Genomic DNA, 20993 nt, shown 5'->3' on the forward strand with positions numbered 1-20993 from the left:
ACGACAGAACTGGAGAACGCCGTGCGCCCAGACCCCCGCCGGACCGCCCGCGCGACCGCCGTCGGCGCCGCGCTCCTCCTCGCTCTCACTGCCTGCGGTGCAAGCGAATCCGAAGCGGACACCACCGTCGAAGAGGCCGTCGACCGCGTCGAGCCGATCGCCGACGACGCCGAGCCCGCGCTCCCGACCACCGTCACCGACGCGACCGGCGCCACCCTCACCATTGACGCCGCCGATGCGATCGTGCCCCTCTCCGGCTCCCTCTCCGAGATCGTCTTCACGCTCGGCCTCGGCGACCGCGTCGTCGCCCGCGACATCACCGCCACCTTCGAGCAGGCCGCCGACCTCCCCGTCGTCAGCCACGGCCACGACATCTCCGCCGAAGGGGTCCTCTCCCTCCAGCCGGACCTGATCCTGGCCGAGACGAGTTCCGGCCCGCAGACCGCGCTCGACCAGATCGCCGCCGCAGGCGTCCCCATCGTCGTCTTCGACCCCGCCGACGGCATCGACGCCGCCGCCGAGCGCATCACCGCCGTCGCCGACGTCTTCGGCGTCCCCGACCTCGGCGCGCAGCTCGTGGAACGAACCGAAGCGGGCATCGCCGCCGCCACCGAGGGCATGGACCTCTCGGACCCGCCGCGCGTCGCCTTCCTCTACCTCCGCGGCTCCGCGTCCGTCTACATGATCGGCGCCCGCGACTCCGGCGCCACCTCCCTCATCGAGGCCGCGGGCGGCATCGACGCGGGTGCCGAAGCCCTCGAAGGGGACTTCCTCGAACTCACCCCCGAGGCCCTCGCCGCGGCCGCCCCCGACGTGATCCTGGTGATGGACAAGGGACTCGACTCCGTCGGCGGCGTCGCCGGACTCCTGGAGATCCCCGGCGTCGCCCAGACCCCCGCAGGCGAGCACGAGCGCATCGCGCACCTGCCCGACGGCATCATGCTCAACTACGGGCCCCGCACCGGCGACGTCGTCGCCGACCTCGCCCGGCAGCTCCACGGCGACGCCGAATGACCGCCGTCAAGATCGAACCCGACACCGCCGCAACCGGAACCGCGGCCCCGGCACGCCGCCGGACCGTCCCCGCCCTGCTCGGCCTCGGCCTCGCCGCCGCGCTCGCCCTCGGCGTCCTCGTCTCCGCCTCCACCGGCGCCTTCGCGATCCCCTTGGGCGACATCACCTCCTCCATCGGCCACCGGCTCGGCCTCGGCGGCGCGCCCGTCGACGGCACCGGGGAGTCCGTCCTGTGGAACATCCGCTTCCCGCGCGTGGCCCTCGGCGTCCTCGTCGGCGCGAGCCTCGCCTGCGCGGGCGCCCTCATGCAGGGCATGTTCGGCAACCCGCTCGCCGAACCCGGCGTCATCGGCGTCTCCTCCGGCGCCGCCGTCGGCGCCGTGTGCGCCATCGCCTTCGGGTTCACCTTCGCCGGGAACTGGACGATCCCCGTGTGCGCCTTCGCCGCCGGGCTCGCCACCGTCTCCGTCGTGTACCTGCTGTCCCGCTCCGGCGGGCGCACCGAAGTCGTCACGCTCGTGCTCACCGGCGTCGCCGTCAACGGGCTCGCCGGAGCCCTCATCGGCGTCTTCATCTTCTACGCCGACAACGACGAGATCACCGCGATCACCTTCTGGCAGATGGGCAGCCTCTCCCAGGCCACCTGGCCGAAGATCCTCGCCGTCCTCCCGCTCGCCGCCGCCGGGCTCCTCCTGGCCCCCGCCTACGGCCGCCGCCTCGACCTCCTCGCCCTCGGCGAGCGCCCCGCCCGCCACCTCGGCGTCGACGTCGAACGGCTCCGCCTGCACCTCATCGTCATCGTTGCGCTCCTCACCGGCGCCGCCGTCGCCGTCTCCGGCGTCATCGGCTTCATCGGACTCGTCGTCCCGCACCTCGTCCGCATGGCCGCCGGACCCGGCCACCGCGCCCTCCTGCCCCTGTCCGCCGTCGGCGGCGCAGCCGTCGTCGTCTGGGCCGACCTCGCCGCCCGCACCCTCGCCGCCCCCGCCGAGATCCCCCTCGGCATCCTCACCGCGCTCGTCGGCAGCCCCTTCTTCTTCTGGCTGCTGCGCCGCACCCGACGCCGCCAAGGAGGCTGGGCCTGATGCGCCTGCGCCGACAGCACCGCGTCCCCGACGCCGTCCCCGACCGCCCCGCCGCCGCCGAGGACCTCCACGTCCGCCTGGGAGGCAAGGACATCCTCCGCGGCGTCGACCTCGACGTCCGCGCCGGAGAAGTCCTCAGCCTCGTCGGCCCCAACGGCGCCGGGAAGTCCACGCTCCTCGCCGCCCTCTCCGGCGACCTCCCGCCCGCCTCCGGCCGCGCCCTCCTGTGGGACCGCCCCGCCGCCGAATGGAGCCCCCTCGACACCGCCCGCCGCCGCGCCGTCCTCCCGCAGGCCCACCGCGTCTCGTTCCCCTTCACCGTCCGCGAAGTCGTCGGGATGGGCCGGGCCCCCTGGGCCGGAACCGACCGCGCCGCGCACGACGACGCCCGGATCGCCGACGCCCTCGCCCGCACCGAGACCGAGCCGTTCGCCCAGCGCCACTTCACGTCCCTGTCCGGCGGCGAGCAGGCCCGCGCCATGCTCGCCCGCGTCGTCGCCCAGGACACGGGGCTCGTCCTCCTCGACGAGCCCACCGCCGCCCTCGACCTGCGCCACCAGGAGCTCGTCGGCCGCCGCTGCCGCGAACTCGCCGCCGAAGGCCGCGCCGTCGTCATCGTCCTCCACGACCTCGACCTCGCCGCCGCCTACTCCGACCGCACCGCCCTCCTCGCCGAAGGGCGCATCGCCGCCTGCGGCCCGCCCGCCGAGGTCTACACCGCCGACCGCCTCGGCGAGGTCTACCGCCAGCCGGTCACAGTGGATCACGACCCCGACACCGGCGCACCGAGAGTGACCCCGGTCCGCCGAATCTGCTAGACATCTCCCATGACCGACAAACCCGGACTGCCGCTGCGCAGAAGCCTCTCCCAGAGCCCCCCGCTCACCGCGGGCATCCTGCTCGGCCTCGGCCTCGCCGTCGCCTACGCGCTCGTCTGGTCGCTCCAGGAGCTGAGCACGGTCATCACGGCCCTGGTCGTGGCGGCGTTCCTCGCGATCGGCCTCGAACGCATCATCTCCACCATGACCCGCCGCGGCATGCCCCGCTGGCTCGCCATGACGATCCTGTTCCTCGGCGTGTTCCTGGTCTTCTGCGGCGGCATCGCGGCGATCATCCCCGCGCTCGTGCGCGAGACCGCGCAGTTCGTCGAGCACGTCCCCGACTACTACGACGCGATCATGAGCAGCAAGCTCGCCGCCCAGTTCGGCGGCGAAGCGGGCCTGGCCGAACGCGCCCAAGGCGTCCTCACCGCCGAGAACATCTCCAAGGCCCTCGGCGGCGTCGCGGGCGGCGCGGCCTCCGCCGCCAACGGCCTGGTCTGGACCGTCACCACGATCCTCCTCACCGTCTTCATCCTCGCGTCCTACACGCAGCTGCGCCAGGGCTCGCTGCGCCTGGTCGCCGCCTCCAAGCGCGAGCAGACCGGCCGCATCCTCGACGGCATCCTCAAGCAGGTCGGCGCCTACCTCATCGGCGCGCTGGCGATCGGCCTGTTCGCGGGCGTCTCGTCGTGGATCTTCATGGCGATCGTCGACATCCCCTACGGCGCGCTGCTCGCGCTCCTGGTGGCCCTGCTCGACCTCATCCCGCAGATCGGCGCCACGATCGGCGCGGTCGTGGTGACCCTGGTGGCCCTCGCGGTCTCGCCGATGACGGCCGTCGCGTCGGCGATCTTCTTCATCGCCTACCAGCAGCTGGAGAACTGGGTCATCTACCCGACGGTGATGCGCAGCGCGGTGAAGGTCTCGAACCTGGCCGCGATCGTCGCGGTCCTGGTGGGCGGCACGCTCTTCGGCGTCGTCGGCATCGTCCTGTCGGTCCCGATCTACGCTGCCGTGCGCCTGATCGCCAAGGAGATCGTGATCCCGCGCCTCGACAACTCGTGAGCGAAGGGGCCGGCGGCGCATACCCGCACGCGCCGCCGGCCCCGGTCGCCACAGCATAGGGCCCCGCCGCAACGGCGCGCTAGGCTGGGACCGTTGAGCCGCGAGCGCGCGGCTATTTCGATGCGTCCCCCGCGTTGAGAGGAAGCGCCCGTGTTCGGCACCGTCGACCTGTGGACCTATGTCGTCGCCTCGGTCCTCGTCATCCTGCTCCCCGGCCCCAACTCGCTGTATGTGCTGTCCGTGGCCTCCCGGCGCGGGCGCCGCGACGGGTTCAAGGCCGCGGCCGCGGTCTTCTGCGGCGACTCGGTCCTCATGATCGCCACGGCCGCCGGGCTCGCCTCGGTCTTCGCGACCTCGCCGCTGATCTACAACCTGGTGCGCTGGGCGGGCGTCGTCTACCTCGCCTACCTCGCGTTCGGGCTCATCCGCGGCGGCGTGAAGTCCTGGCGCGCGGCCCGCCGCGGCGACGCGGTCGAGGAGGCCCCCGCGCCCGCCGCGTCGCCGAACGAGCGGCCCTTCACACGCGCGCTCGTCGCGAGCCTGCTCAACCCCAAGGCCATCCTGTTCTTCGTCTCGTTCTTCGTGCAGTTCGTGGACCCCGGCTACGCCTACCCGGTCCTCAGCTACGGCGTCCTGTTCGTGATCATCCAGGTCCTGTCGATGACCTACCTGACCACGCTCATCCTCGCCGGGGACGGCCTCGCCCAGGTGTTCCGGCGGCGCCGCCGCCTCGCCGCGGCCGGGAACGGCCTCGTCGGCGCCGTCATGATCGGCTTCGCCACCAAGCTCGCGGCGGGGTAGCGGCCCGGCCTAACAGGCGCTCCCGCGGCGGCCCCGCACCATCCCGCGCAGCAGCCGCTTCGGCGCGGGCGCCTCCGGCAGCGCCTCCTCGGCGCCGACCGCGAACGCCCGCAGCATCTGGCCGACGAGCCGCCGCGACGCCTCGCCCGCCGCGTCGGTGGCCGCCGCGAGCACGCCCGCGTTCGCCATCAAGAGGATGAGCAGGTCCTCGGGCGCGAAGTCCTCGCGCAGCCGCCCCTCGGCCTTCGCGCGGCCGATGAGGTCGGTGAACGCCGCGAACGCCTCCTGCCGGTGGCGCTCAAGCACTTTCGCCGACCCGAAGTTCATCGTCAGCACCTCGGCGAACCCGCGGTTGTCCGCCTGGAGCCCGCACACGGTCTCCACGTACTCGCGGAACCCGTCCCACGCCGACGCGCGCTCACCGGCCGCGAGCGCCGCGGCCCGGTTCCGCTCCATGGCGTCCTCGAAGACCGCGGCGATCAGCTCCGTCCGGGTCGGGAACCGCCGGAACAGCGTCGCGATCCCCACCCCGGCGGCGCGGGCGATCGACGCCATCGAGGCGCTCAGGCCCTCCCGCTCGTAGACCCGCCGCGCCGCCTCGATGATGCGCTCGCGGTTCTGCTCCGCGTCGCAGCGGAGGCGGCGGGGGCGCTTGCGGTCGGGTTCCATGCCGCAATCCTAACCAAGTGGAATGCCCTATCCGCTTGCGTTGTTACACTCAGCGCCAACAACCGGATAGACCGCTCCGCTTGGGAGCGGCGCCCGTCGATTCGTTATGGAGACGCCCGCATGAACGTCCTGCTCTGGATCCTGCAAGGCCTTCTGGCCCTGGCCTTCCTGGCCGCCGGTGTGATGAAGGCGACCCAGCCGAAGGAGAAGCTCGCCCCGCAGATGCCGTGGGTGAACGACTTCTCCGCCGGGACCGTCAAGTTCGTCGGCGTCGTCGAGTTCCTCGGCGCGCTCGGCCTCATCCTGCCCGCCGCCACCGGCATCGCCGTGGTCCTGACGCCGCTCGCCGCGGCGGGACTCGCGCTCACGATGGTCCTCGCCGCGGCGTACCACGTGCGCAAGGGCGAGTACTCCGCCCTCGTGATCAACGGCGTCCTGTTCCTCATCGCCGCCGTGATCGCCTGGGGCCGCTTCGGCCCCTGGTCCTTCTAGAGCCGCCCGAGCGTCCGCAGGCCCGGCAGCGGCTTCCCGTCGAAGTCGAACAGGGCCTGGTTCTCCCAGCCGTTGCCGCTGGACGGGTCGGCCGGGTCCCACCCGGCTCCCGCGACGCCCGTCCAGGTCGGCTCCCAGTAGACGACGCCCCTGCCGAGGCCGTCGGGCACGTTCCTGACGACCTCGGCGATCTGCTCCAGCCAGTGGACCTGGTTCTCGGGGCTCGACGGGTACCCGGCCACCGGCTCGGGGTCGGTGACGATGTTCGCGAACCCGTCGGCGTCCTCGGTGGTGAACGGGTACGCGGTCTCGACCACGTAGAGCGGCTTCCCGTACCGGCCCGCGAGGTCGTTCAGGTTCGCCTCCAGCCCCGAGAGCGGCCCGTGCCAGTACGGGTAGTACGAGGCGCCGATCGCGTCGAACGGCACCCCGTTCGCCACGGCGTTGTCGAAGAACCACGTGAACGCGCCGTTGTTCCCGCCTTCGGCCAAGTGCAGCACGGCCTTCGCCTGCGGCGCGGTGTCGTGGACGGCGTCGCACCCGGCGGCCAGCAGCTCCGCCATCTGCTCCAGCTGGTCCCACCTGCCGTCGGGCCACAGCAGCCCGCCGTTGGTCTCGTTGCCGACCTGCACGAGCGTCGGCTTCACCCCGGCCCGCCTGAGCGCCCCGAGGACGTCGGCCGTGTGCTCGTACACCGCGGTCTTCAAGTCCGCGAAGGACAGTTCGGCCCAGGCGGCGGGCTTGTTCTGCTTCCCGGGGTCGGCCCAGGCGTCGGAGTAGTGGAAGTCGACCATGAGATCCATCCCGGCGCGCTTGGCGCGCTTGCCGAGCGCCACCACGTGGTCCTTGTCGTTGTACCCGTCGGCCGGGTCCACCCAGACCTTCGCGCGCAGCGTGTTCACGCCGCTGTCGGCGAGGATCTGCACGGCGTCGCCGGGGCGGCCGTTCGCCTTGCGGTACACCGCGCCGTAGTCCTCGTTCTTGAGCAGGCCGGAGACGTCCGCGCCGCGCACGAACCTCCCGCCGGGCTTTCCTCGGTCGTCGCCGACGGCCTTGGCCAGAGCCGGGACGGCCGCTGCCGCGGCGATGCCGAAGACGCCTGCGCCTGCGGCGGTGAGGGCGGTTCTGCGTTTCATCAGGGGTCGCTTTCTCTTGCGGGGGTTCGGGGGCCGGCCGCGCGGAGTGCGCCGCGGCGGCCGGCCCCGACCAGGGGGATGGAGGTTCGGTCTAGAGGGTCCCGAGGGTCTTCAGCGCGGGAGTGACCTTCCACGCGTAGTCGAACAGCGCCTGGTTCTCCCAGCCGTTGCCGCTCGACGGGTCCGCGGGGTCCCAGCCGTTGCCCTTGACGGCGGTCCAGGTGGCCTCCCACCAGAACACGCCCGCGCCGCGGCCGTTCGGGACGGCCTTGACGACGTTCGCGATCGCCTTGAGCATGTTGGACTGCCCGGTCGTGCTCGCCGGGTAGCCGGACACCGGCGTGGACGACGAGACGATGTTCGCGAACCCGTCGCTGTCGCTCGACGTGAACGGGTACGCGGTCTCGACGACGTACACCGGCTTCGCGTACCGCGCGGCCACGTCGTTCAGGTTCGACTGGAGGCCCGAGAGCGAGCCGTGCCAGTACGGGTAGTAGGACGCGCCGATGGCGTCCCACCACACGCCGCGGCTCTTCATGGCGTCGAAGAACCACCGGAACAGCGAGTTGTTGCCGCCCTCGGCGAGGTGCAGCATGACCTTGATCCCGGGCACGGTCGCGTAGGCCGCGTTCGCCCCTGAGATGAGGAACTGCGCGAGGTTGTCGAGCTGGTCGTAGCGGCCGGTGGGCCACAGCATCCCGCCGTTGAGCTCGTTGCCGATCTGCACCATCTGCGGGGCCGCGCCCGCCGAGACCATCGCACCGAGCACGTCGGCCGTGTGGTTGTAGACCGCGGTCTTCAGCTGCGCGACGCTGTAGTTCGCCCACGCCGCGGGCTTGGTCTGGCTGCCGGGGTCGGCCCAAATGTCGGAGTAGTGGAAGTCGACGAGCACGTTCAGGCCCGCGGCCCTGGCGCGCTTGGCGATCGCGACGACGCGCGCCTTGTTGTTGTAGCCGTCGGCGGGGTTCACCCACACCTTCAGCCGGATCCAGTTGACGCCGCTCTTCTGGAGGATCCAGATCGCGTCCTCCTTCCAGCCGTCCGACCACATGTAGACGCCGCCGAGCGCCTCCGACTTGGCCAGGCTGGAGATGTCGGCGCCGCGGGCGAACGCGGTCTGCGCGGAGGCCGCGGTGCCGCTGCCGAGGACAGCGAGTGCCGGGGCGGCGACTGCCGCGGTGAGGGCGGTTCTTCTCTTCATTGAGACACACTCCCTGAGGGTGATTTTCTTGGCGGCGGCCCCGCGGGAGTGCGGGGCCGCCGGGGCTTCTAGGCGTCGGCGAGGACCACGACCCCTCCGGCGCGGACCGGGACGCGGCCGTCGTACGCGGTGCCGTCGAGCGCGTCCACGCCCGCGCCCGGCACCTGCACGTCCTGCCCGGTGTGGTTGATGAGGAAGCGGTGGGCGCCGCGGCGGACCACCTCGACGCCGTCCGGGACGCCTTGCGGCCGTTCGACTCCGGCGGCGTCCATCGCGGTCGCCAGCAGCTCGTCCAGGCCCGTGCCCGCGTCGAGCGCGGTCGCGGCGTACCACGCGGTGCCGCGCCCCAGGTCGTGCCGGGTCAGCGCTGGGCGCCCCGCGTCGGGACCGGACGCGAAGCGCGCCACGGCCTCCGCGCCGTCGAGGCGCACGTGCTCCGACCAGATGCGGCCCGCCGCACCGGAATCGAGACTCAGCGACTCACGCTCGTGGAGCGGGTGGAACTCCTCGATCCACAGTCCCAGGGTCTCCCGCAGCGCGCCCGGGTGCGCCCCGGGGTGGACGGTGTCGTGCTCGTCGACGATCCCCGAGAAGTACGAGACCACCAGGTGGCCGCCGTTCTCCACGTAACCGCGGAGGTTCTTCGAGGCCGCGTCGGTGAGCACATAGGACGACGGCGCGACCACGAGCCGGTACCCCGACAGGTCCGCCTCCGGGTGCGCGAAGTCCACGGTGACGTGCTCGCGCCACAGGGCCGCGTAGTACGCCTCGACGCGCTCGCGGTACTTCAGGTCCACCGAGGGGCGCCATTCGAGTTCGAGGGCCCACCAGGACTCCCAGTCCCACAGGACCGCCACGTCCGCGGCCACGTCGGAACCCACCACGGCGGACAGCTTCTTGAGGTCGTTCCCGAGCGCGGCGACGTCGCGCCACACCTCGGTGTCGGTGCCGCCGTGGGGGAGCATCGCGGAGTGGAACTTCTCGGCCCCGGCCCGGGAGGCCCGCCACTGGAAGAACATGAGCCCGTCGGCGCCGCGCGCGACGTGCGCGAGGGAGTTGCGGCGCAGCTCGCCCGGGGTCTTGGCGATGTTGCGCGGCTGCCAGTTCACCGCGGACGTGGAGTGCTCCATGACCATCCACGGGCCGTTCGCCACGGCCCGGGCGAGGTCGGCGCTCATCGACAGCTCGATCTGGTGGTCCGGGCGCTCGGCGATGAGGTAGTGGTTGTTCGAGACCACGTCCACAGTGCCCACCCAGCGCCGGTAGTCCATGCCCTGGCAGTTGGGGATCATGAAGTTCGTGGTCGCGGGGGCCTCGGAGTGCCGGGCGATGACCTCGCGCTGCATCCGGTAGTTGCGCACGTGCTCGTCGTTGGAGAACCGCTTCCAGTCCAGCTGCAGCGCGGGGTTGACGCCCGGCGGCGCGGCCGCGGGGGCCTCGACCTGGTCGAAGGACCGGTACACCAGGCCCCAGAACGCGGTGCCCCACGCGTCGTTCAAGCGGTCCACGTCGCCGTACTTCTCGGCCAGCCACCCCTGGAACGCCGCCGCGGACGCCTCGCAGTAGCACTCCACGTTGGCCCATCCGTACTCGTTGTGGATGTGCCACAGCTTGACCGCCGGGTGCTTGCCGTACCGCTCCGCGATCTTGTCCACGATGGACTCGCATGCCTCGGCGTAGGCGGGGGAGGAGGGGCACACGCCGTGGCGCGAGCCTCCGGCGAGGGTCCGGCCCTCGGCGTCCACGAGCCTGATCTCCGGGTGCGCCTTGCGGAGCCACGCGGGCGGCGAGGAGGTCGGGGTCCCCATGTTGACGCCGATCCCGTTGGCGTGCAGCAGCTCCACGATCGCGTCGAGGCCGCTCCAGTCGTACTCGCCCGGGGCGGGTTCGATGATCCCCCAGTTGAAGACGCCGAGGCTGACGAGGTTGACGCCCGCCTCGCGCATGAGGCGCACGTCTTCGAGCCAGATCTCCTCCGGCCACTGTTCGGGGTTGTAGTCGCCGCCGAAGCGAATGTCCTGCACTGCGGTCTCCTGTGAGGTTCCTTGCATCAATGCCTGTGAACGTGCACAGTACTCCACGCCTAGCCGCCGTGCAACCTGTGGTTCAGTCGGTCCTCGTTTCGAAATTGTGATCGTTTCATGAAGTACGTTTCACGTGAAACGGATACAAGCGGACATAGATATGTTGCTAACTGCGACGTGAGTCGCTAGATTCGTGTAAACGTTCACAGTCCGGTGGCACGCCTCTCTCAGCCCAGCGGGCACTGGACTCCCTCTCACCGAGACAAGGACTTGACATGCGCAGCAACGGTGCTTACGCGGGACCCTCGATGAACCGCCGCCGCCTCTTCGCCGCGGGCGGCGGGGTCGCCGCGGCCGGGACCCTCGCGGCCTGCGGCTCCCCCGAGGAGGAGCCGGAGGAGAACGGCGGCCTCGACTGGGACGCCGACGCACAGCAGTACGTCATCGAGGAGGACATCGCCTCCGGCAAGGTCCCGCTCAAGCTGTGGTTCGAGAACGAGGACCTCGCCAAGGCGCAGATCGACGCGTTCAAGACGGCCTTCAAGGACGTCTACCCCGACATCCAGTTCGAGTACGAGCTCGTGGCCCAGAACGACGCCGTCTCCGAGATGTCCCTCGCGGGCGAGGCCGGCAACGGCGGCGACGTCTTCATGAGCTTCTACGACCAGATCGCCCGCGCGATCGAAGAGGGCACCGCCGCGCCCCTCGGCGAGTACGAGACCGTCCTCAAGGGCCGCCTGGCCGAGACCTTCACCAGCGCCGTCTCCGGCGAGGACGGCCAGATGTACGCCGTGCCCGTCACCACCGAGTCCATCGCGCTGTTCTACAACAAGCAGCTCCTGACCGACCTGACCGGCTCCGACCAGCCGCCCGCCACCTGGGAGGACGTCAAGGCCATCGCCGCGGGCTACAACGACGCGGCCGCCAACACCTGGACGATCCGCTGGGTCCCCGGCGAGATCTACTACTCCTACTCCGTGCTCTCCTCCATGGGCTGGCAGGCCTACCCCGGCGGCGACGTCGCCGCGCCCGGCTTCGACGACCCGGCCCTCGTGGAGGCCCTCGACTACTACAAGGGCCTGCGCGAGATCTGGAACGTCCCGTCCGCCGACGCCACCCCCGAGACCGTCGAGGCCGAGTTCGCCGCCGGGAACACGCCGCTCATCATCACCGGCCCGTGGGCGTTCTCCGCGTTCGACGCCGGGGCCGCGGAGAACGGCTTCGAGTACGGCGTCACCACCATCCCCTCCGCGCCCTCCGGCGACCCGGCCTCGTCCTTCGCGGGCATGCACGTCATCGCCGTGTCCGCGTACACGAAGTACCCGGCCGCCGCGCGCGTCTTCGCGAACTTCCTCGCCTCCGACGCGGGCGCCGCCGCCCTCTACGCCACCACCGGCCAGATCCCGGCCCTGAACGCCGACCTGCTCGCGGGCATCGAGGGCCTCTCCGAGGACCCGCACGTCGCCGGGATCGTCGCCCAGTCCACCCAGGCCGACCTGTTCCCGCAGCTGCCCGAGTACTTCTGGTCGACCGCCAACGAGATGACCGTCGCCGTCTGGGACGACCTCTCGTCCTCCGCCGACGCCGCCGCGGCGGCCGTCGCCGGGTACGACGAGCTCGCCGGACTCTAAGGGACGCAACCACAGATGGGTACTGCTCAAGGGCTCCCCGCACCAGTGCCGGGCGTCGCCTCGGCCCTGGTGTGGGGCGCCGGCCAGCTCATGAACCGGCAGGTCGGCAAGGCCGCCTTCTTCTTCGCCTTCTTCGCCGCCCTGATCGGCTGGGAGATGGGGACCGGCAACTACTACGCCGGGATGGACTTCGCGCCGCGCTCCAACGGCGGGTTCTTCATGAAGGGCCTGTGGGGCCTGCTCACCCTCGGCACCCAGCCGCGCCAGATGACCGTCACCGGCCTCACCGACGGCGACAACTCGATCGTCCTCATGGCCAACGGCCTCATCGCGCTCCTCACCCTCGCGCTCCTGGCGATCGTGTGGGTCTGGAGCATCCGCGACGCCCACGCCTACCGCCGCCGCCTCATCGAGGGCGGCCCGCGCGAGACCTCCCTCGCCTACTTCAAGCGCGTCTGGGAGGGCGCCTTCGCGTACATCGTCCTGTCGCCCGGCCTGATCCTCATCGTGTTCATGTCGGTCCTGCCGGTGCTCTTCGGCATCCTCGTCGCCTTCACCGACTACAACCGGGACAACCTGCCGCCGAAGAACCTCGTCAACTGGGTCGGCTTCGACAACTTCGCCACGATCTTCGCCGTCCCCTCCTGGACCGCGACGTTCCTCGGCGTCCTCGGCTGGACCTTCGTGTGGGCCATCGTCGCCACGGCGACGACCTACGCGGCCGGGTTCCTCCAGGCCGTGCTCCTCGCGAACAAGAAGGTGAAGTTCCCGCGGGTGTGGCGCTCGGTGTTCCTGCTGCCGTGGGCCGTGCCCGGCATCGTCTCGGCCCTGGTGTTCCGCTCGATGTTCAACGGCCAGTTCGGACCGATCAGCCAGTGGCTCGTCGACGTCGGCCTCACCGACGAGCGCGTCTACTGGTTCACCGACCCGTCCCACCCGAACCTCGCAAGGGCCGTGGCACTGCTCGTCAACCTGTGGCTGGGCTTCCCGTTCTTCATGGCCCTCGTCGGCGGCGTGCTCACCAACATCCCCGACAGCTACTACGAGGCCGCCCGCATGGACGGCGCCGGACCGCTCCAGCAGCTGCGCCACATCACCTTCCCGGTCGTGCACCGCACCGTCGCGCCGCTGCTCATCCTCGCGTTCGTGTCGAACTTCAACAACTTCGGCGTCATCTACTTCCTCACCCAGGGCGGCCCCGACAACGCCGACTACCGGTTCGCCGGGAGCACCGACCTGCTCATCACCTGGCTGTTCAACCTCACCCTGGACAACCGGCTCTACAACATTGGCGCGGTCATGAGCATGCTCATCTTCGTCATCGTCGGCACCATCTCGGTGTGGAACCTCAACCGCTCCAAGGCGATCCGGGAGCTCTGATCACATGACCACCGAAACCGCAGCACCGGCGCGCAAGCGCCGCCGCACCTCCCCGCGGGGCGAGAAGGCCGCGAGCCTCTTCCTCCACCTGGAGCTCCTGGTCGTCGCGATCATCGTGATCTTCCCGCTCATGTGGATCGTCGGCGCCTCCTTCAGCCCCGGGACGGGCCTGGCGAACGCCAGCCCCATCCCCACCGACGCCACCCTCGACCACTACGTCAGCCTCTTCACCGAGACCGACTACGGCCGCTGGTACCTCAACTCCCTGTACGTCGCCGTCCTCAACATGGTCGGCTCCGTCGTCCTGTCGGCCCTGTGCGGCTACGTGTTCTCACGCATCCGCTTCCGCGGCCGCAAGGCCGGGCTCCTGGGCATCCTCATCCTCCAGATGTTCCCGACCTTCCTCACCGCCATCGCCGTCTACATGCTGTTCCTCAACTTCGGGCTGCTCGACTCCCTCACCGGTCTCGCGCTCGTGAGCATCGCCGCCGCCCTCCCGTACAACACGTGGCTCATGAAGGGCTACACCGACAACCTGCCCGCGAGCCTCGACGAGGCCGCCGCGATCGACGGCGCCAGCCGGTGGACCATCTTCGTGAAGATCGTCCTGCCGCTCATGCGTCCCATGCTCACCTTCGTGGCCATCACGCAGTTCACCGTGCCGTGGATGGACTTCATCCTCCCGCGCCTGCTGCTCCAGAGCCCCGAGAAGCAGACCGTCGCGCTCGGCCTGTTCGCCATGATCGAGGACGTCTACCAGAACGCGTTCACGACCTTCGCCGCCGGCGCGGTCATCCTCGCCGTCCCGATCACCATCCTCTACATCGTCCTCCAGCGCTACCTGGTGACCGGCGCGTCCGCCGGCGCCGAGAAAGGCTAGACATGTCCCTGCCGCCCATCCGAGGCGCCGACGTCTCCATGACCGCCGAGATCGAGGAGCGCGGCGCGGCCTTCCGCTCCGGCGGCGCCGAGCGCGACCTCTTCGAGATCCTGGAGTCCAACGGCGTCAACTGGATCCGCCTGCGCCTGTGGGTCGACCCGCGCGACGAGACCGGCGAGCCCTACATGGGCGGCACGAACGACCTGGACACCACGATCGCGCTGGCCCGCCGCGCCAGGTCCGCGGGCCAGCGCCTCCTGCTCGACCTCCACTACTCGGACTTCTGGACCGACCCGAAGAAGCAGTCCACCCCCAAGGCCTGGCGCGGCCTGAAGGGCGCGGACCTCCAAGCGCGCGTGCACGACTGGACCGCGGAGGTCCTCGCCGCGATGAGCGCCGCCGACGTCTACCCGGACATGGTCCAGGTCGGCAACGAGATCACCAACGGGATGCTCTGGCCCGAAGGCAGGACGCCCAAGTTCCTGGACGCCGAGCGCCGCTTCGACGGCGAGGACCCGGCCGCGTTCGACCGCCTCACCGGCCTCCTTCAGGCGGGCGCGGCCGCCGTGCGCGAGTCCGGCGGCGCGCAGGTGATGGTGCACCTCGACTTCGGCGGTGCGAACGAGCTCTACCGCGGCTGGTTCGACCAGGCGACGGTGCGCGGCCTCGACTTCGACGTCATCGGCCTGTCGTACTACCCGTACTGGCACTCGACCCTTGAGGACTTGGGCGCCAACCTGAACGACCTCGCGCTGCGCTACGGCAAGGGCCTCGTGGTGGTCGAGACGGCGTACGCGTGGACGACGGCCCAGCCGGAGGGCCACCACCAGGTCTTCACCGCGAAGCTCGCGGAGGGCCTGCCGTGGGAGGTCTCGCCCGAGGGCCAGGCCGCGTTCCTGCGCGACCTGTACGCGACCGTGGCCGTGGTCCCGAACGGCCTGGGCCTGGGCATCGTCTACTGGGAGCCCGCGTGGCTCCCGGTGGCGGGCACGACCTGGGCGTCGCGGGCAGGGATGGAGTACGGCGACGACGTAGTGGACGAGGCCGGGAACTCCTGGGCCAACCAGGGCCTGTTCGACTTCGACGGCGACGCGCTGCCGTCGCTGCGGGCGCTCGGCGGCGCCTGACCGCGGAACCGGGGAACGCCGTCACCCCCTTGGGCGGCCTCCCCGATCATCCGCGCCCCGCCCGGTCGCCGGGCGGGGACATAATGACCGGGACACAAGGGAGAACTGAGCAACTTGGCAGCACGGAAACGACCGACGATCCACGACGTCGCCGCGGCCGCGGGGGTCTCGCGCGGGACGGTCTCGCGGGTCCTCAACGGCAAGTCGAACGTCTCGCTCTCGGCCGAGACTGCGGTGCGCCGCGCGGTCGCCGAGACCGGGTACGTCGTCAACCGGGCGGCGCGCAGCCTCGTGACCAGCCGGACGGGCTCGATCGTCATGGTCCTGTCCGAGCCGCAGGAGCGCCTGTTCGAGGACCCGAACTTCTCGGTCCTCATGCGGGTGGCGACGAACCAGCTCGCCGAGCGCGACATGTCGCTGGTGCTCATGATCGCCGGGGACGACCGCGGCCGCGACCGCGTCGCCCGGTACCTGCGCGGCGGCCACGCCGACGGGGCCCTGCTCGTCTCCACGCACGCCGGGGACCCGCTGCTCGACGAGATCGAGCGCTCCGGCATCCCGGCCGTCGCGTGCGGCGCGGTCCTGGGCCGCGAGTCGGTGATCCCGTACGCGGCCGCCGACGACCGCGGCGGCGCCGCCGCCATGACCGAGTACCTGGTCGGCCTGGGCCGCCGCAAGATCGGCATGATCACCGGCCCGCTCGACACGCCCGGCGGCGCGCTGCGCCTCGAAGGCTTCACGGGCGTGCTGGGCCGCAAGGCCGCCAAGCAGCTCGTCGTCCACGGCGACTACACGCAGGCTGCGGGCGAGGCCGCGATGCGCCGCCTCCTCGCCGCCGTCCCCGACATCGACGCCGTCTTCGTCGCCTCCGACCTCATGGCGGCCGGGGCCCTCCAGGCCCTCCACGAGGCGGGTCGCCGCGTCCCCGAGGACGTCGCCGTCGGCGGCTTCGACGACTCGGTCATCGCCACCGCCACCCGCCCGGCCCTCACCACGGTCCGCCACCCCCTCGCCCGCGTCGCCGAGGAGACCGTGCGCCTCCTCATCGAACTGCTCGACGAGCACGAGGTGGCACCGGTGATCCTCCCGACCGAACTGGTCGTCCGCGACAGCGCTTGAGCCGGAAGGCGCCTGAACCCGAACGCATCCGGCCCCGGCCGACCGGCTCCCCGCGGTCCAGGGAGCGGCCCGCCTGAACCCGAACGCACCCGGCCCCGGCCCGCGCCGCGGTGCGCTGTCGCACCCCCGCGCCACACTCGAAACGGGGGGCGCTCCGCATCGAGCACTCCTCGCGTTTCCTTCCCGAGCCGCCGCCGTGTCGCGCAGTCCTTCCCACGTCTCGCTCCGCTACAACGGACCCCATGCAGCACTGGAACCTGACGGCCGCCCTCGCCTGCGGCCTGGCCGCGGCCGTCCTCACCGGGGCGGCCGCGCAGGCGGGCCCGATCGCGGTCACCGTGGAGCGCACCGCCGACGCCAACGTGGTCCGCGAAGGCGAGACCGTCGAGTACGCGATCACCGTCGCCAACACCGGCGACGAAACCTACGAGGACCTGCGCGTCTCGCACCTGCTCCCGTCCGGGTTCACCCTCGCCGGGTCTGAACCCGCGACCGAGCCCGAAGGCGGCGCGGCGTGGCGGATCTCCCTCGGCCCCGGCGAGACCGTCGCGATCGGCGACACCGTCGAGGCCGGAACGGGGGAGCAGCTCCGCGAGGGCCGCCTCGTCGCGGTCGAGGAGCACGACCTCGGCCCCGCGGGCCGCGGCACCGGGTTCACCACCACGGTCTGCGTCGCCACCGCCGACGAGGTCCACATGCTCGACTGCGACAGCGACGAGGCCGCGCTGGTCGCCCCCGTCGAGTCCACCGCCCACTGGTGGCTGTGGGCCGCGGCGGCGGGCGCCGCGGGGGTGCTCGCCGCGGGCCTGTGGGTCCTGCTCACCCGCTCCCGCCGCGCCCGCGCCTGAATCCCTTGCGCCTCAACGGCTCTCTAGGAGCCCGCGCACGTACGCGGCCTGCCCGCCGTGCTGCTGGTTGTCGTCGATGACGCTGACCAGCCGCACTCCGAGCGTCACGTGCGGCGTCCAGTTCGTGTCGACGACCCGGTCGAGGTCGGCCGCGGTGAGCCCGCCGATGTATTCGAGCGTGTTCGCGTGGACCGCCTCGTAGTACGCGAGGAGGTCCGCTGCGGACACCCCCGCGACCTTGCCGACGTCCTTCGGGCCGTGCCCGTACCCGGTGTCCCCGGGCGGCAGGTCCAGGCCGAACCGCTCCTCCCAGCCGCCCGCGGTCCAGGCCTGCTCGCGGCCGGCCACTTCGGACACGTGGTCGTCCTGGACGCGGGCGATGTGCCACACCAGCCACGCGATCGAGTTCGCCTCCGGGCCCGGCCGGGCCTCCAGGTCCTCCTGCGACAGCCCGTCGAGGACCCCCGCGACCTCGCCCTGGACCCGTCCGAACGCGTCGGCCAGCAGCTCGTTGACCTCCATGCGGCCTCCCTTCTCTCCGCCTGGAAACCTACCGCGCCCGACCGACGTCAGCGCCCGAAGCCGTCGACGCCCGTCAGCTCCGCCGACAGCGCCCACAGCCGCTCGGCCTCGTCCGGGTCCACCGCGTACTCGGCGACGCCGCCCTCGCCGACCTCCGCGACGTCGCAGTCCTGGAGGTACACGCCGCCCTTCCCGTCGAGCTGCGGCGAGAACGCCGCCCACGTCTGGGTCGCGGCCCCCTGCTCGGGGGTCTTGAACCAGTCGGCGACGGGGTTGCCGTCGGCGTCGATCCAGCCCAGCTCGACCTGGTCCTCGCGGGAGACGTGCCGCTGGAGCGGCGTGAGGATGCCGCCCGGGTGCAGCGCGAACGCCCTGATGCCGCGCTCTTGCGCGAGCCGGTCGAGGTGGACGGCGAACAGCACGTTCGCGGTCTTCGACTGCCCGTACGCCTCCCACCGGTCGTAGCCCCGCTCGAAGTGCGGGTCGTCCCAGCGGATCGCCGACCTGCGGTGGCCGCCCGAGGACACCGAGACGACCCGCGCGCCTTCGCTGACGAGCGGCGCGAGCCGGTTCACGAGCGCGAAGTGCCCGAGGTGGTTGGTCGCGAACTGGAGCTCCCAGCCCGGACCGACCCGCGTCTCGGGGCAGGCCATGACCCCGGCGCTGTCGATCACGGCGTCGAAGGGCCGCCCGACGGCGATGCGCCGGTCGGCGAACGCCTGGACGCTCGCGAGGTCGGCGAGGTCGAGCTCGTCCGTCTCGACGCCCGCGATCCCGTCGAGGGCCTCCTCGGCGACCTTCGGGCGCCGCGCGGGGACCAGGACCTCCGCGCCCGCGGCCGCGACCGCCTTCGTCGTCTCCAGGCCGATCCCGGAGTACCCGCCGGTGACGAGGACGTGCTTCCCGGTCAGGTCGATGCCTTCGAGGACCTCGGCCGCGGTGGTCTTCGCGCCGAATCCGGAGTTGATGCTCTGCTGCGGTGTGCTCATGGACCGAGCGTAGAACCTAGAGCGCGCTCTAGGTCAAATGCTTCGCGAGACGCGTTCCGCGCGAGGGGCTCCCAGGCTCCATACTGGTCCCGTGCCCTCGACACCGCAGCCCGCGCGCCGCAGCCCCGCCGCCGCGATCCTCCGATTCCTCCTCACCGCCGCGTTCGCCGTCGCCGCCTGGCGGCTCATCGAATGGGGCGTCAGCGTCGGCCACCTGGTCCAGTGGGAGTGCTGGGGCGGGGAGTGCTCCACGAACGACCCCCGGTCGCTCCTGCCGATCGCCGGGATCATCTGCAACGTCGTCCTCATGGTCCTGCTCCTCAAACCGGCCCGGGCCTTCGGCTTCGGGCTCGCCGCCCTGGTCGGCACCCTCGCGGGGCTGAGCGGCTGGAACGAAGCGATCACCGAAGGCGGCGTCGACCCCGCGGCGGTCCTCACCGAGCGGCGGGTCGTCACCGCGGCCGCGGCCCTCGCCGCGCTGATCGCCCTCCTCGGCCTGCTCTCGGAGCTGAAGACCACCGGCTACGGCGCCCGCCTCCTCGGCGCCAGGCGCGTGCCCGCCGTGCTCGTCGACTACGGCGCCGCCGAAGGCGACTACGGCCGCATCGGCGCGAAGGACGCCGCCGCCCTCGGCTTCGGCACCGCGTACCTGACGTTCACCGACAACGGCCGCCGCCACCGCGTCAAGGTGCGCGCCCGCGAGCAGTGGGTCGGCCACCCGCTCTTCGCGGTCTTCCGCGAGGCCCGCCCCGAGCGCGCCAGGATCGCCCTGCCGTGGATCAGAAGCTTCCCCGCCCTGGAGCGCCCCGAACCGGACACCGCGGCCCCGGCCGCCGCTCCCGGCACGTTCGTCGCTGAGCTCGAACGCCTCGCGGCCCTGCGCGCCGCGGGCCACCTCACCGAAGAGGAGTTCGAGGCGGCCAAGCGCCGCCTCCTGGAGCAATGAGCAGCGGCGGCACCGAGGTGCCGCCGCCGGGTCTCCGGTCCGCCTAGAGCGAGCCCTTCCAGTCGGTCCGGGACTGGACCGGCTCGGGGATGTTCGCGGCCAGCGCGAGGACGCACCCCGCCGCCAGGAGCAGCAGCCCGACCGCGGCGACGACCTCGCCCGCGCCCTGGGCGCTGCCGGCGATGTCCTCGCTGATGCGCAGGTCGCCGCCGTAGAGCAGCATCGCCCCGGTGAACCCGCCGAACGCCCAGGCCATGCGGGTCTCGTGGGTGCGCCACGCGAAGAACATCGCGCACCACAGCACGAGGAGCGGGATCAGGGCCACCGAGATCCCGTAGGTGCGGGTGTCGCCGTCGCCGTCGACCAGGTCCGAGAGGCCCCAGAAGTTCACCGTCCCCCCTCCCGCGTCCGCCCACGGGAGGAACATCGATCCGGCCACGAGCATGGAACCGCCGAGGGCGGCCAGGCCGCCGGCGCGGGAGTACGGGGTCGAGGGAGTGCGCTCCATCATCCACCTCCGATTGCGATTCGCTTGACCTCTCAAGCGCACCACCGCAATTGACCTGCGTCAACGGACTTGACAATTTCTTGACACCGAAAGGGTGAAAGCGTCCAGACCGCCAGAACCCGCCGATATCGACTAGGGTCAATACTTGCGGCAGCCGTCGTATCCACCGCTGTGAATGCGGCCCCACTGCACGCGCGCGGAGTCCAGCAGCCCGTCCAGTGAGTCCACCGCGTGCTCGCGCTGCTCGGCGAGGAGCACGTTCGCCGCCGCCCGCGCGTCGGCCTCGGCCCGGTGGTGGTCGCCGAACGCGATCCCGGCCGCCCGCGCCACCCGCGGCAGCGTGTACGAGTCGAGCTCCCACGTGCGGCGCGCGATGACCAGCGTGCACGCGTACCGCACGCTCGGCGCGTCGATCCCGGCCGCCGCGTTCGCGCCGCGGATCACCGAGGTGTCGAACGCGGCGTTGTGCGCGACCAGCGGCGCGTCCCCGATGAGGTCCCGCAGCTGCGACCACGCCTGCCGCCACGTGGGCGCCCCGACGACGTCGCCGCGCCTGATCCCGTGGATCTGCGTGTTCCGGTAGTCGAACCGGTCGTGCCCGGCGGGCGGGCGGATGAGGCTCGCGTACGAGTCCGCCTCCTTGCCGTTCTCGACGCGCACCGCGGCCACGGAGCACGCGCTGGCGCGGCTGCCGTTCGCCGTCTCGAAGTCGATCGCCACCCAGGCGTCCACAGG

21 protein-coding genes are annotated in these 20993 nt (G+C 71.6%); 13 read left to right on the plus strand and 8 right to left on the minus strand.

What is annotated here, in order from left to right; all coding sequences use genetic code 11:
- Positions 1 to 21: 21 nt before the first annotated feature.
- From WA640_RS21360 to leuE, 5 genes are all read left to right on the plus strand, one after another.
- Positions 22 to 1014: a heme/hemin ABC transporter substrate-binding protein gene (locus tag WA640_RS21360; protein WP_335990372.1), complete on the plus strand. Its 993-nt coding sequence runs from the start codon at positions 22 to 24 to the stop codon at positions 1012 to 1014.
- Positions 1011 to 2099 carry a FecCD family ABC transporter permease gene (locus WA640_RS21365; RefSeq protein ID WP_335990373.1) on the plus strand — a complete coding sequence of 363 codons (1089 nt, stop codon included), beginning with the start codon at positions 1011 to 1013 and terminating at the stop codon, positions 2097 to 2099. The genes WA640_RS21360 and WA640_RS21365 overlap by 4 nt, the downstream gene beginning before the upstream one ends.
- Entirely contained in the window at positions 2099 to 2917 is an 819-nt protein-coding gene (locus WA640_RS21370) for a heme ABC transporter ATP-binding protein (RefSeq protein WP_335990375.1), read from the plus strand. Before WA640_RS21365 ends, WA640_RS21370 begins: the two co-directional genes overlap by 1 nt.
- 9 nt (positions 2918 to 2926) lie before the next feature.
- Entirely contained in the window at positions 2927 to 3985 is a 1059-nt protein-coding gene (locus WA640_RS21375) for an AI-2E family transporter (RefSeq protein ID WP_106365929.1), read from the plus strand.
- Between the two features lie 150 nt (positions 3986 to 4135).
- Positions 4136 to 4786 (plus strand): leucine efflux protein LeuE, encoded by a 651-nt coding sequence (leuE, locus tag WA640_RS21380; RefSeq protein ID WP_335990378.1) that lies wholly within the window; start codon positions 4136 to 4138, stop codon positions 4784 to 4786.
- Between the two features lie 9 nt (positions 4787 to 4795).
- Here the strand turns inward: leuE and WA640_RS21385 are convergent, their stop codons facing one another.
- Positions 4796 to 5455 (minus strand): TetR/AcrR family transcriptional regulator, encoded by a 660-nt coding sequence (locus WA640_RS21385; RefSeq protein WP_106365931.1) that lies wholly within the window; start codon positions 5453 to 5455, stop codon positions 4796 to 4798.
- Between the two features lie 120 nt (positions 5456 to 5575).
- On the opposite strand from WA640_RS21385, the gene WA640_RS21390 reads away from it, so the two are divergent.
- Positions 5576 to 5947, plus strand: coding sequence for a DoxX family protein (locus tag WA640_RS21390; protein ID WP_335990380.1), 372 nt, complete (start codon positions 5576 to 5578; stop codon positions 5945 to 5947).
- On the opposite strand, the gene WA640_RS21395 is transcribed toward WA640_RS21390, so the two are convergent.
- The 3 genes from WA640_RS21395 to WA640_RS21405 all read right to left on the minus strand — a co-directional run bounded on the left by WA640_RS21395 (position 5944) and on the right by WA640_RS21405 (position 10308).
- Positions 5944 to 7083 carry a glycoside hydrolase family 53 protein gene (locus WA640_RS21395; protein WP_335990382.1) on the minus strand — a complete coding sequence of 380 codons (1140 nt, stop codon included), beginning with the start codon at positions 7081 to 7083 and terminating at the stop codon, positions 5944 to 5946. The two genes, WA640_RS21390 and WA640_RS21395, sit on opposite strands and share 4 nt — an antisense overlap.
- A 91-nt stretch (positions 7084 to 7174) precedes the next feature.
- The gene (locus tag WA640_RS21400; protein ID WP_335990384.1) at positions 7175 to 8284 is read right to left on the minus strand and encodes a glycoside hydrolase family 53 protein; all 1110 of its coding nucleotides are present in this window, start codon (positions 8282 to 8284) and stop codon (positions 7175 to 7177) included.
- A 68-nt stretch (positions 8285 to 8352) separates the two neighbouring features.
- Positions 8353 to 10308 carry a beta-galactosidase gene (locus tag WA640_RS21405; RefSeq protein ID WP_335990385.1) on the minus strand — a complete coding sequence of 652 codons (1956 nt, stop codon included), beginning with the start codon at positions 10306 to 10308 and terminating at the stop codon, positions 8353 to 8355.
- 275 nt (positions 10309 to 10583) lie between these two features.
- Here WA640_RS21405 and WA640_RS21410 point away from each other — a divergent pair, with 275 nt between their 5' ends.
- The 6 genes from WA640_RS21410 (at position 10584) to WA640_RS21435 (ending at position 17293) form a co-directional block, all read left to right on the plus strand.
- Entirely contained in the window at positions 10584 to 11939 is a 1356-nt protein-coding gene (locus tag WA640_RS21410; RefSeq protein WP_335990386.1) for an extracellular solute-binding protein, read from the plus strand.
- Between the two features lie 15 nt (positions 11940 to 11954).
- The gene (locus WA640_RS21415; protein ID WP_335990387.1) at positions 11955 to 13319 is read left to right on the plus strand and encodes a carbohydrate ABC transporter permease; all 1365 of its coding nucleotides are present in this window, start codon (positions 11955 to 11957) and stop codon (positions 13317 to 13319) included.
- Between the two features lie 4 nt (positions 13320 to 13323).
- A complete protein-coding gene (locus WA640_RS21420; RefSeq protein WP_106365938.1) occupies positions 13324 to 14199 on the plus strand; it encodes a sugar ABC transporter permease in 876 nt (291 codons plus the stop codon).
- A 2-nt stretch (positions 14200 to 14201) separates the two neighbouring features.
- Positions 14202 to 15326 carry a glycoside hydrolase family 53 protein gene (locus WA640_RS21425; RefSeq protein WP_335990391.1) on the plus strand — a complete coding sequence of 375 codons (1125 nt, stop codon included), beginning with the start codon at positions 14202 to 14204 and terminating at the stop codon, positions 15324 to 15326.
- A 105-nt stretch (positions 15327 to 15431) separates the two neighbouring features.
- Positions 15432 to 16445 (plus strand): LacI family DNA-binding transcriptional regulator, encoded by a 1014-nt coding sequence (locus WA640_RS21430; RefSeq protein ID WP_442904801.1) that lies wholly within the window; start codon positions 15432 to 15434, stop codon positions 16443 to 16445.
- A 242-nt stretch (positions 16446 to 16687) separates the two neighbouring features.
- Complete coding sequence (locus tag WA640_RS21435; RefSeq protein WP_335990394.1) at positions 16688 to 17293, plus strand: hypothetical protein; 606 nt, start codon at positions 16688 to 16690, stop codon at positions 17291 to 17293.
- A gap of 12 nt (positions 17294 to 17305) precedes the next feature.
- Here WA640_RS21435 and WA640_RS21440 read toward each other — a convergent pair whose 3' ends face one another.
- Both WA640_RS21440 and WA640_RS21445 read right to left on the minus strand, forming a co-directional pair.
- Positions 17306 to 17815 (minus strand): mycothiol transferase, encoded by a 510-nt coding sequence (locus WA640_RS21440; RefSeq protein WP_335990395.1) that lies wholly within the window; start codon positions 17813 to 17815, stop codon positions 17306 to 17308.
- A gap of 47 nt (positions 17816 to 17862) precedes the next feature.
- Positions 17863 to 18804, minus strand: coding sequence for an SDR family NAD(P)-dependent oxidoreductase (locus WA640_RS21445; protein ID WP_335990397.1), 942 nt, complete (start codon positions 18802 to 18804; stop codon positions 17863 to 17865).
- A gap of 91 nt (positions 18805 to 18895) precedes the next feature.
- Between WA640_RS21445 and WA640_RS21450 the strand changes: the two genes are divergently transcribed.
- Positions 18896 to 19750 (plus strand): SHOCT domain-containing protein, encoded by an 855-nt coding sequence (locus tag WA640_RS21450; RefSeq protein ID WP_335990399.1) that lies wholly within the window; start codon positions 18896 to 18898, stop codon positions 19748 to 19750.
- 43 nt (positions 19751 to 19793) lie between these two features.
- Here WA640_RS21450 and WA640_RS21455 read toward each other — a convergent pair whose 3' ends face one another.
- Both WA640_RS21455 and WA640_RS21460 read right to left on the minus strand, forming a co-directional pair.
- Positions 19794 to 20258 (minus strand): hypothetical protein, encoded by a 465-nt coding sequence (locus tag WA640_RS21455; RefSeq protein ID WP_335990400.1) that lies wholly within the window; start codon positions 20256 to 20258, stop codon positions 19794 to 19796.
- Positions 20259 to 20396: 138 nt separating this feature from the next.
- On the minus strand, positions 20397 to 20990 hold the full coding sequence (locus WA640_RS21460; protein WP_219926913.1) for a 3'-5' exonuclease: 594 nt from the start codon (positions 20988 to 20990) through the stop codon (positions 20397 to 20399).
- Positions 20991 to 20993: the final 3 nt, after the last annotated feature.

Origin of the sequence: Glycomyces sp. MUSA5-2, from assembly GCF_037034145.1 — a bacterium.
GTDB lineage: Bacteria > Actinomycetota > Actinomycetes > Mycobacteriales > Micromonosporaceae > Glycomyces > Glycomyces artemisiae.

Excerpts from the sequence above, each read along its gene's own strand:
- WA640_RS21365 (WP_335990373.1), top strand. The coding sequence starts at position 1,011 with ATGACCGCCGTCAAGATCGAACCCGACACCGCCGCAACCGGAACCGCG.
- WA640_RS21370 (WP_335990375.1), top strand. The coding sequence starts at position 2,099 with ATGCGCCTGCGCCGACAGCACCGCGTCCCCGACGCCGTCCCCGACCGC.
- WA640_RS21375 (WP_106365929.1), top strand. The coding sequence starts at position 2,927 with ATGACCGACAAACCCGGACTGCCGCTGCGCAGAAGCCTCTCCCAGAGC.
- WA640_RS21385 (WP_106365931.1), bottom strand. The coding sequence starts at position 5,455 with ATGGAACCCGACCGCAAGCGCCCCCGCCGCCTCCGCTGCGACGCGGAG.
- WA640_RS21390 (WP_335990380.1), top strand. The coding sequence starts at position 5,576 with ATGAACGTCCTGCTCTGGATCCTGCAAGGCCTTCTGGCCCTGGCCTTC.
- WA640_RS21395 (WP_335990382.1), bottom strand. The coding sequence starts at position 7,083 with ATGAAACGCAGAACCGCCCTCACCGCCGCAGGCGCAGGCGTCTTCGGC.
- WA640_RS21400 (WP_335990384.1), bottom strand. The coding sequence starts at position 8,284 with ATGAAGAGAAGAACCGCCCTCACCGCGGCAGTCGCCGCCCCGGCACTC.
- WA640_RS21410 (WP_335990386.1), top strand. The coding sequence starts at position 10,584 with ATGCGCAGCAACGGTGCTTACGCGGGACCCTCGATGAACCGCCGCCGC.
- WA640_RS21415 (WP_335990387.1), top strand. The coding sequence starts at position 11,955 with ATGGGTACTGCTCAAGGGCTCCCCGCACCAGTGCCGGGCGTCGCCTCG.
- WA640_RS21420 (WP_106365938.1), top strand. The coding sequence starts at position 13,324 with ATGACCACCGAAACCGCAGCACCGGCGCGCAAGCGCCGCCGCACCTCC.
- WA640_RS21425 (WP_335990391.1), top strand. The coding sequence starts at position 14,202 with ATGTCCCTGCCGCCCATCCGAGGCGCCGACGTCTCCATGACCGCCGAG.
- WA640_RS21435 (WP_335990394.1), top strand. The coding sequence starts at position 16,688 with ATGCAGCACTGGAACCTGACGGCCGCCCTCGCCTGCGGCCTGGCCGCG.
- WA640_RS21440 (WP_335990395.1), bottom strand. The coding sequence starts at position 17,815 with ATGGAGGTCAACGAGCTGCTGGCCGACGCGTTCGGACGGGTCCAGGGC.
- WA640_RS21445 (WP_335990397.1), bottom strand. The coding sequence starts at position 18,804 with ATGAGCACACCGCAGCAGAGCATCAACTCCGGATTCGGCGCGAAGACC.
- WA640_RS21455 (WP_335990400.1), bottom strand. The coding sequence starts at position 20,258 with ATGGAGCGCACTCCCTCGACCCCGTACTCCCGCGCCGGCGGCCTGGCC.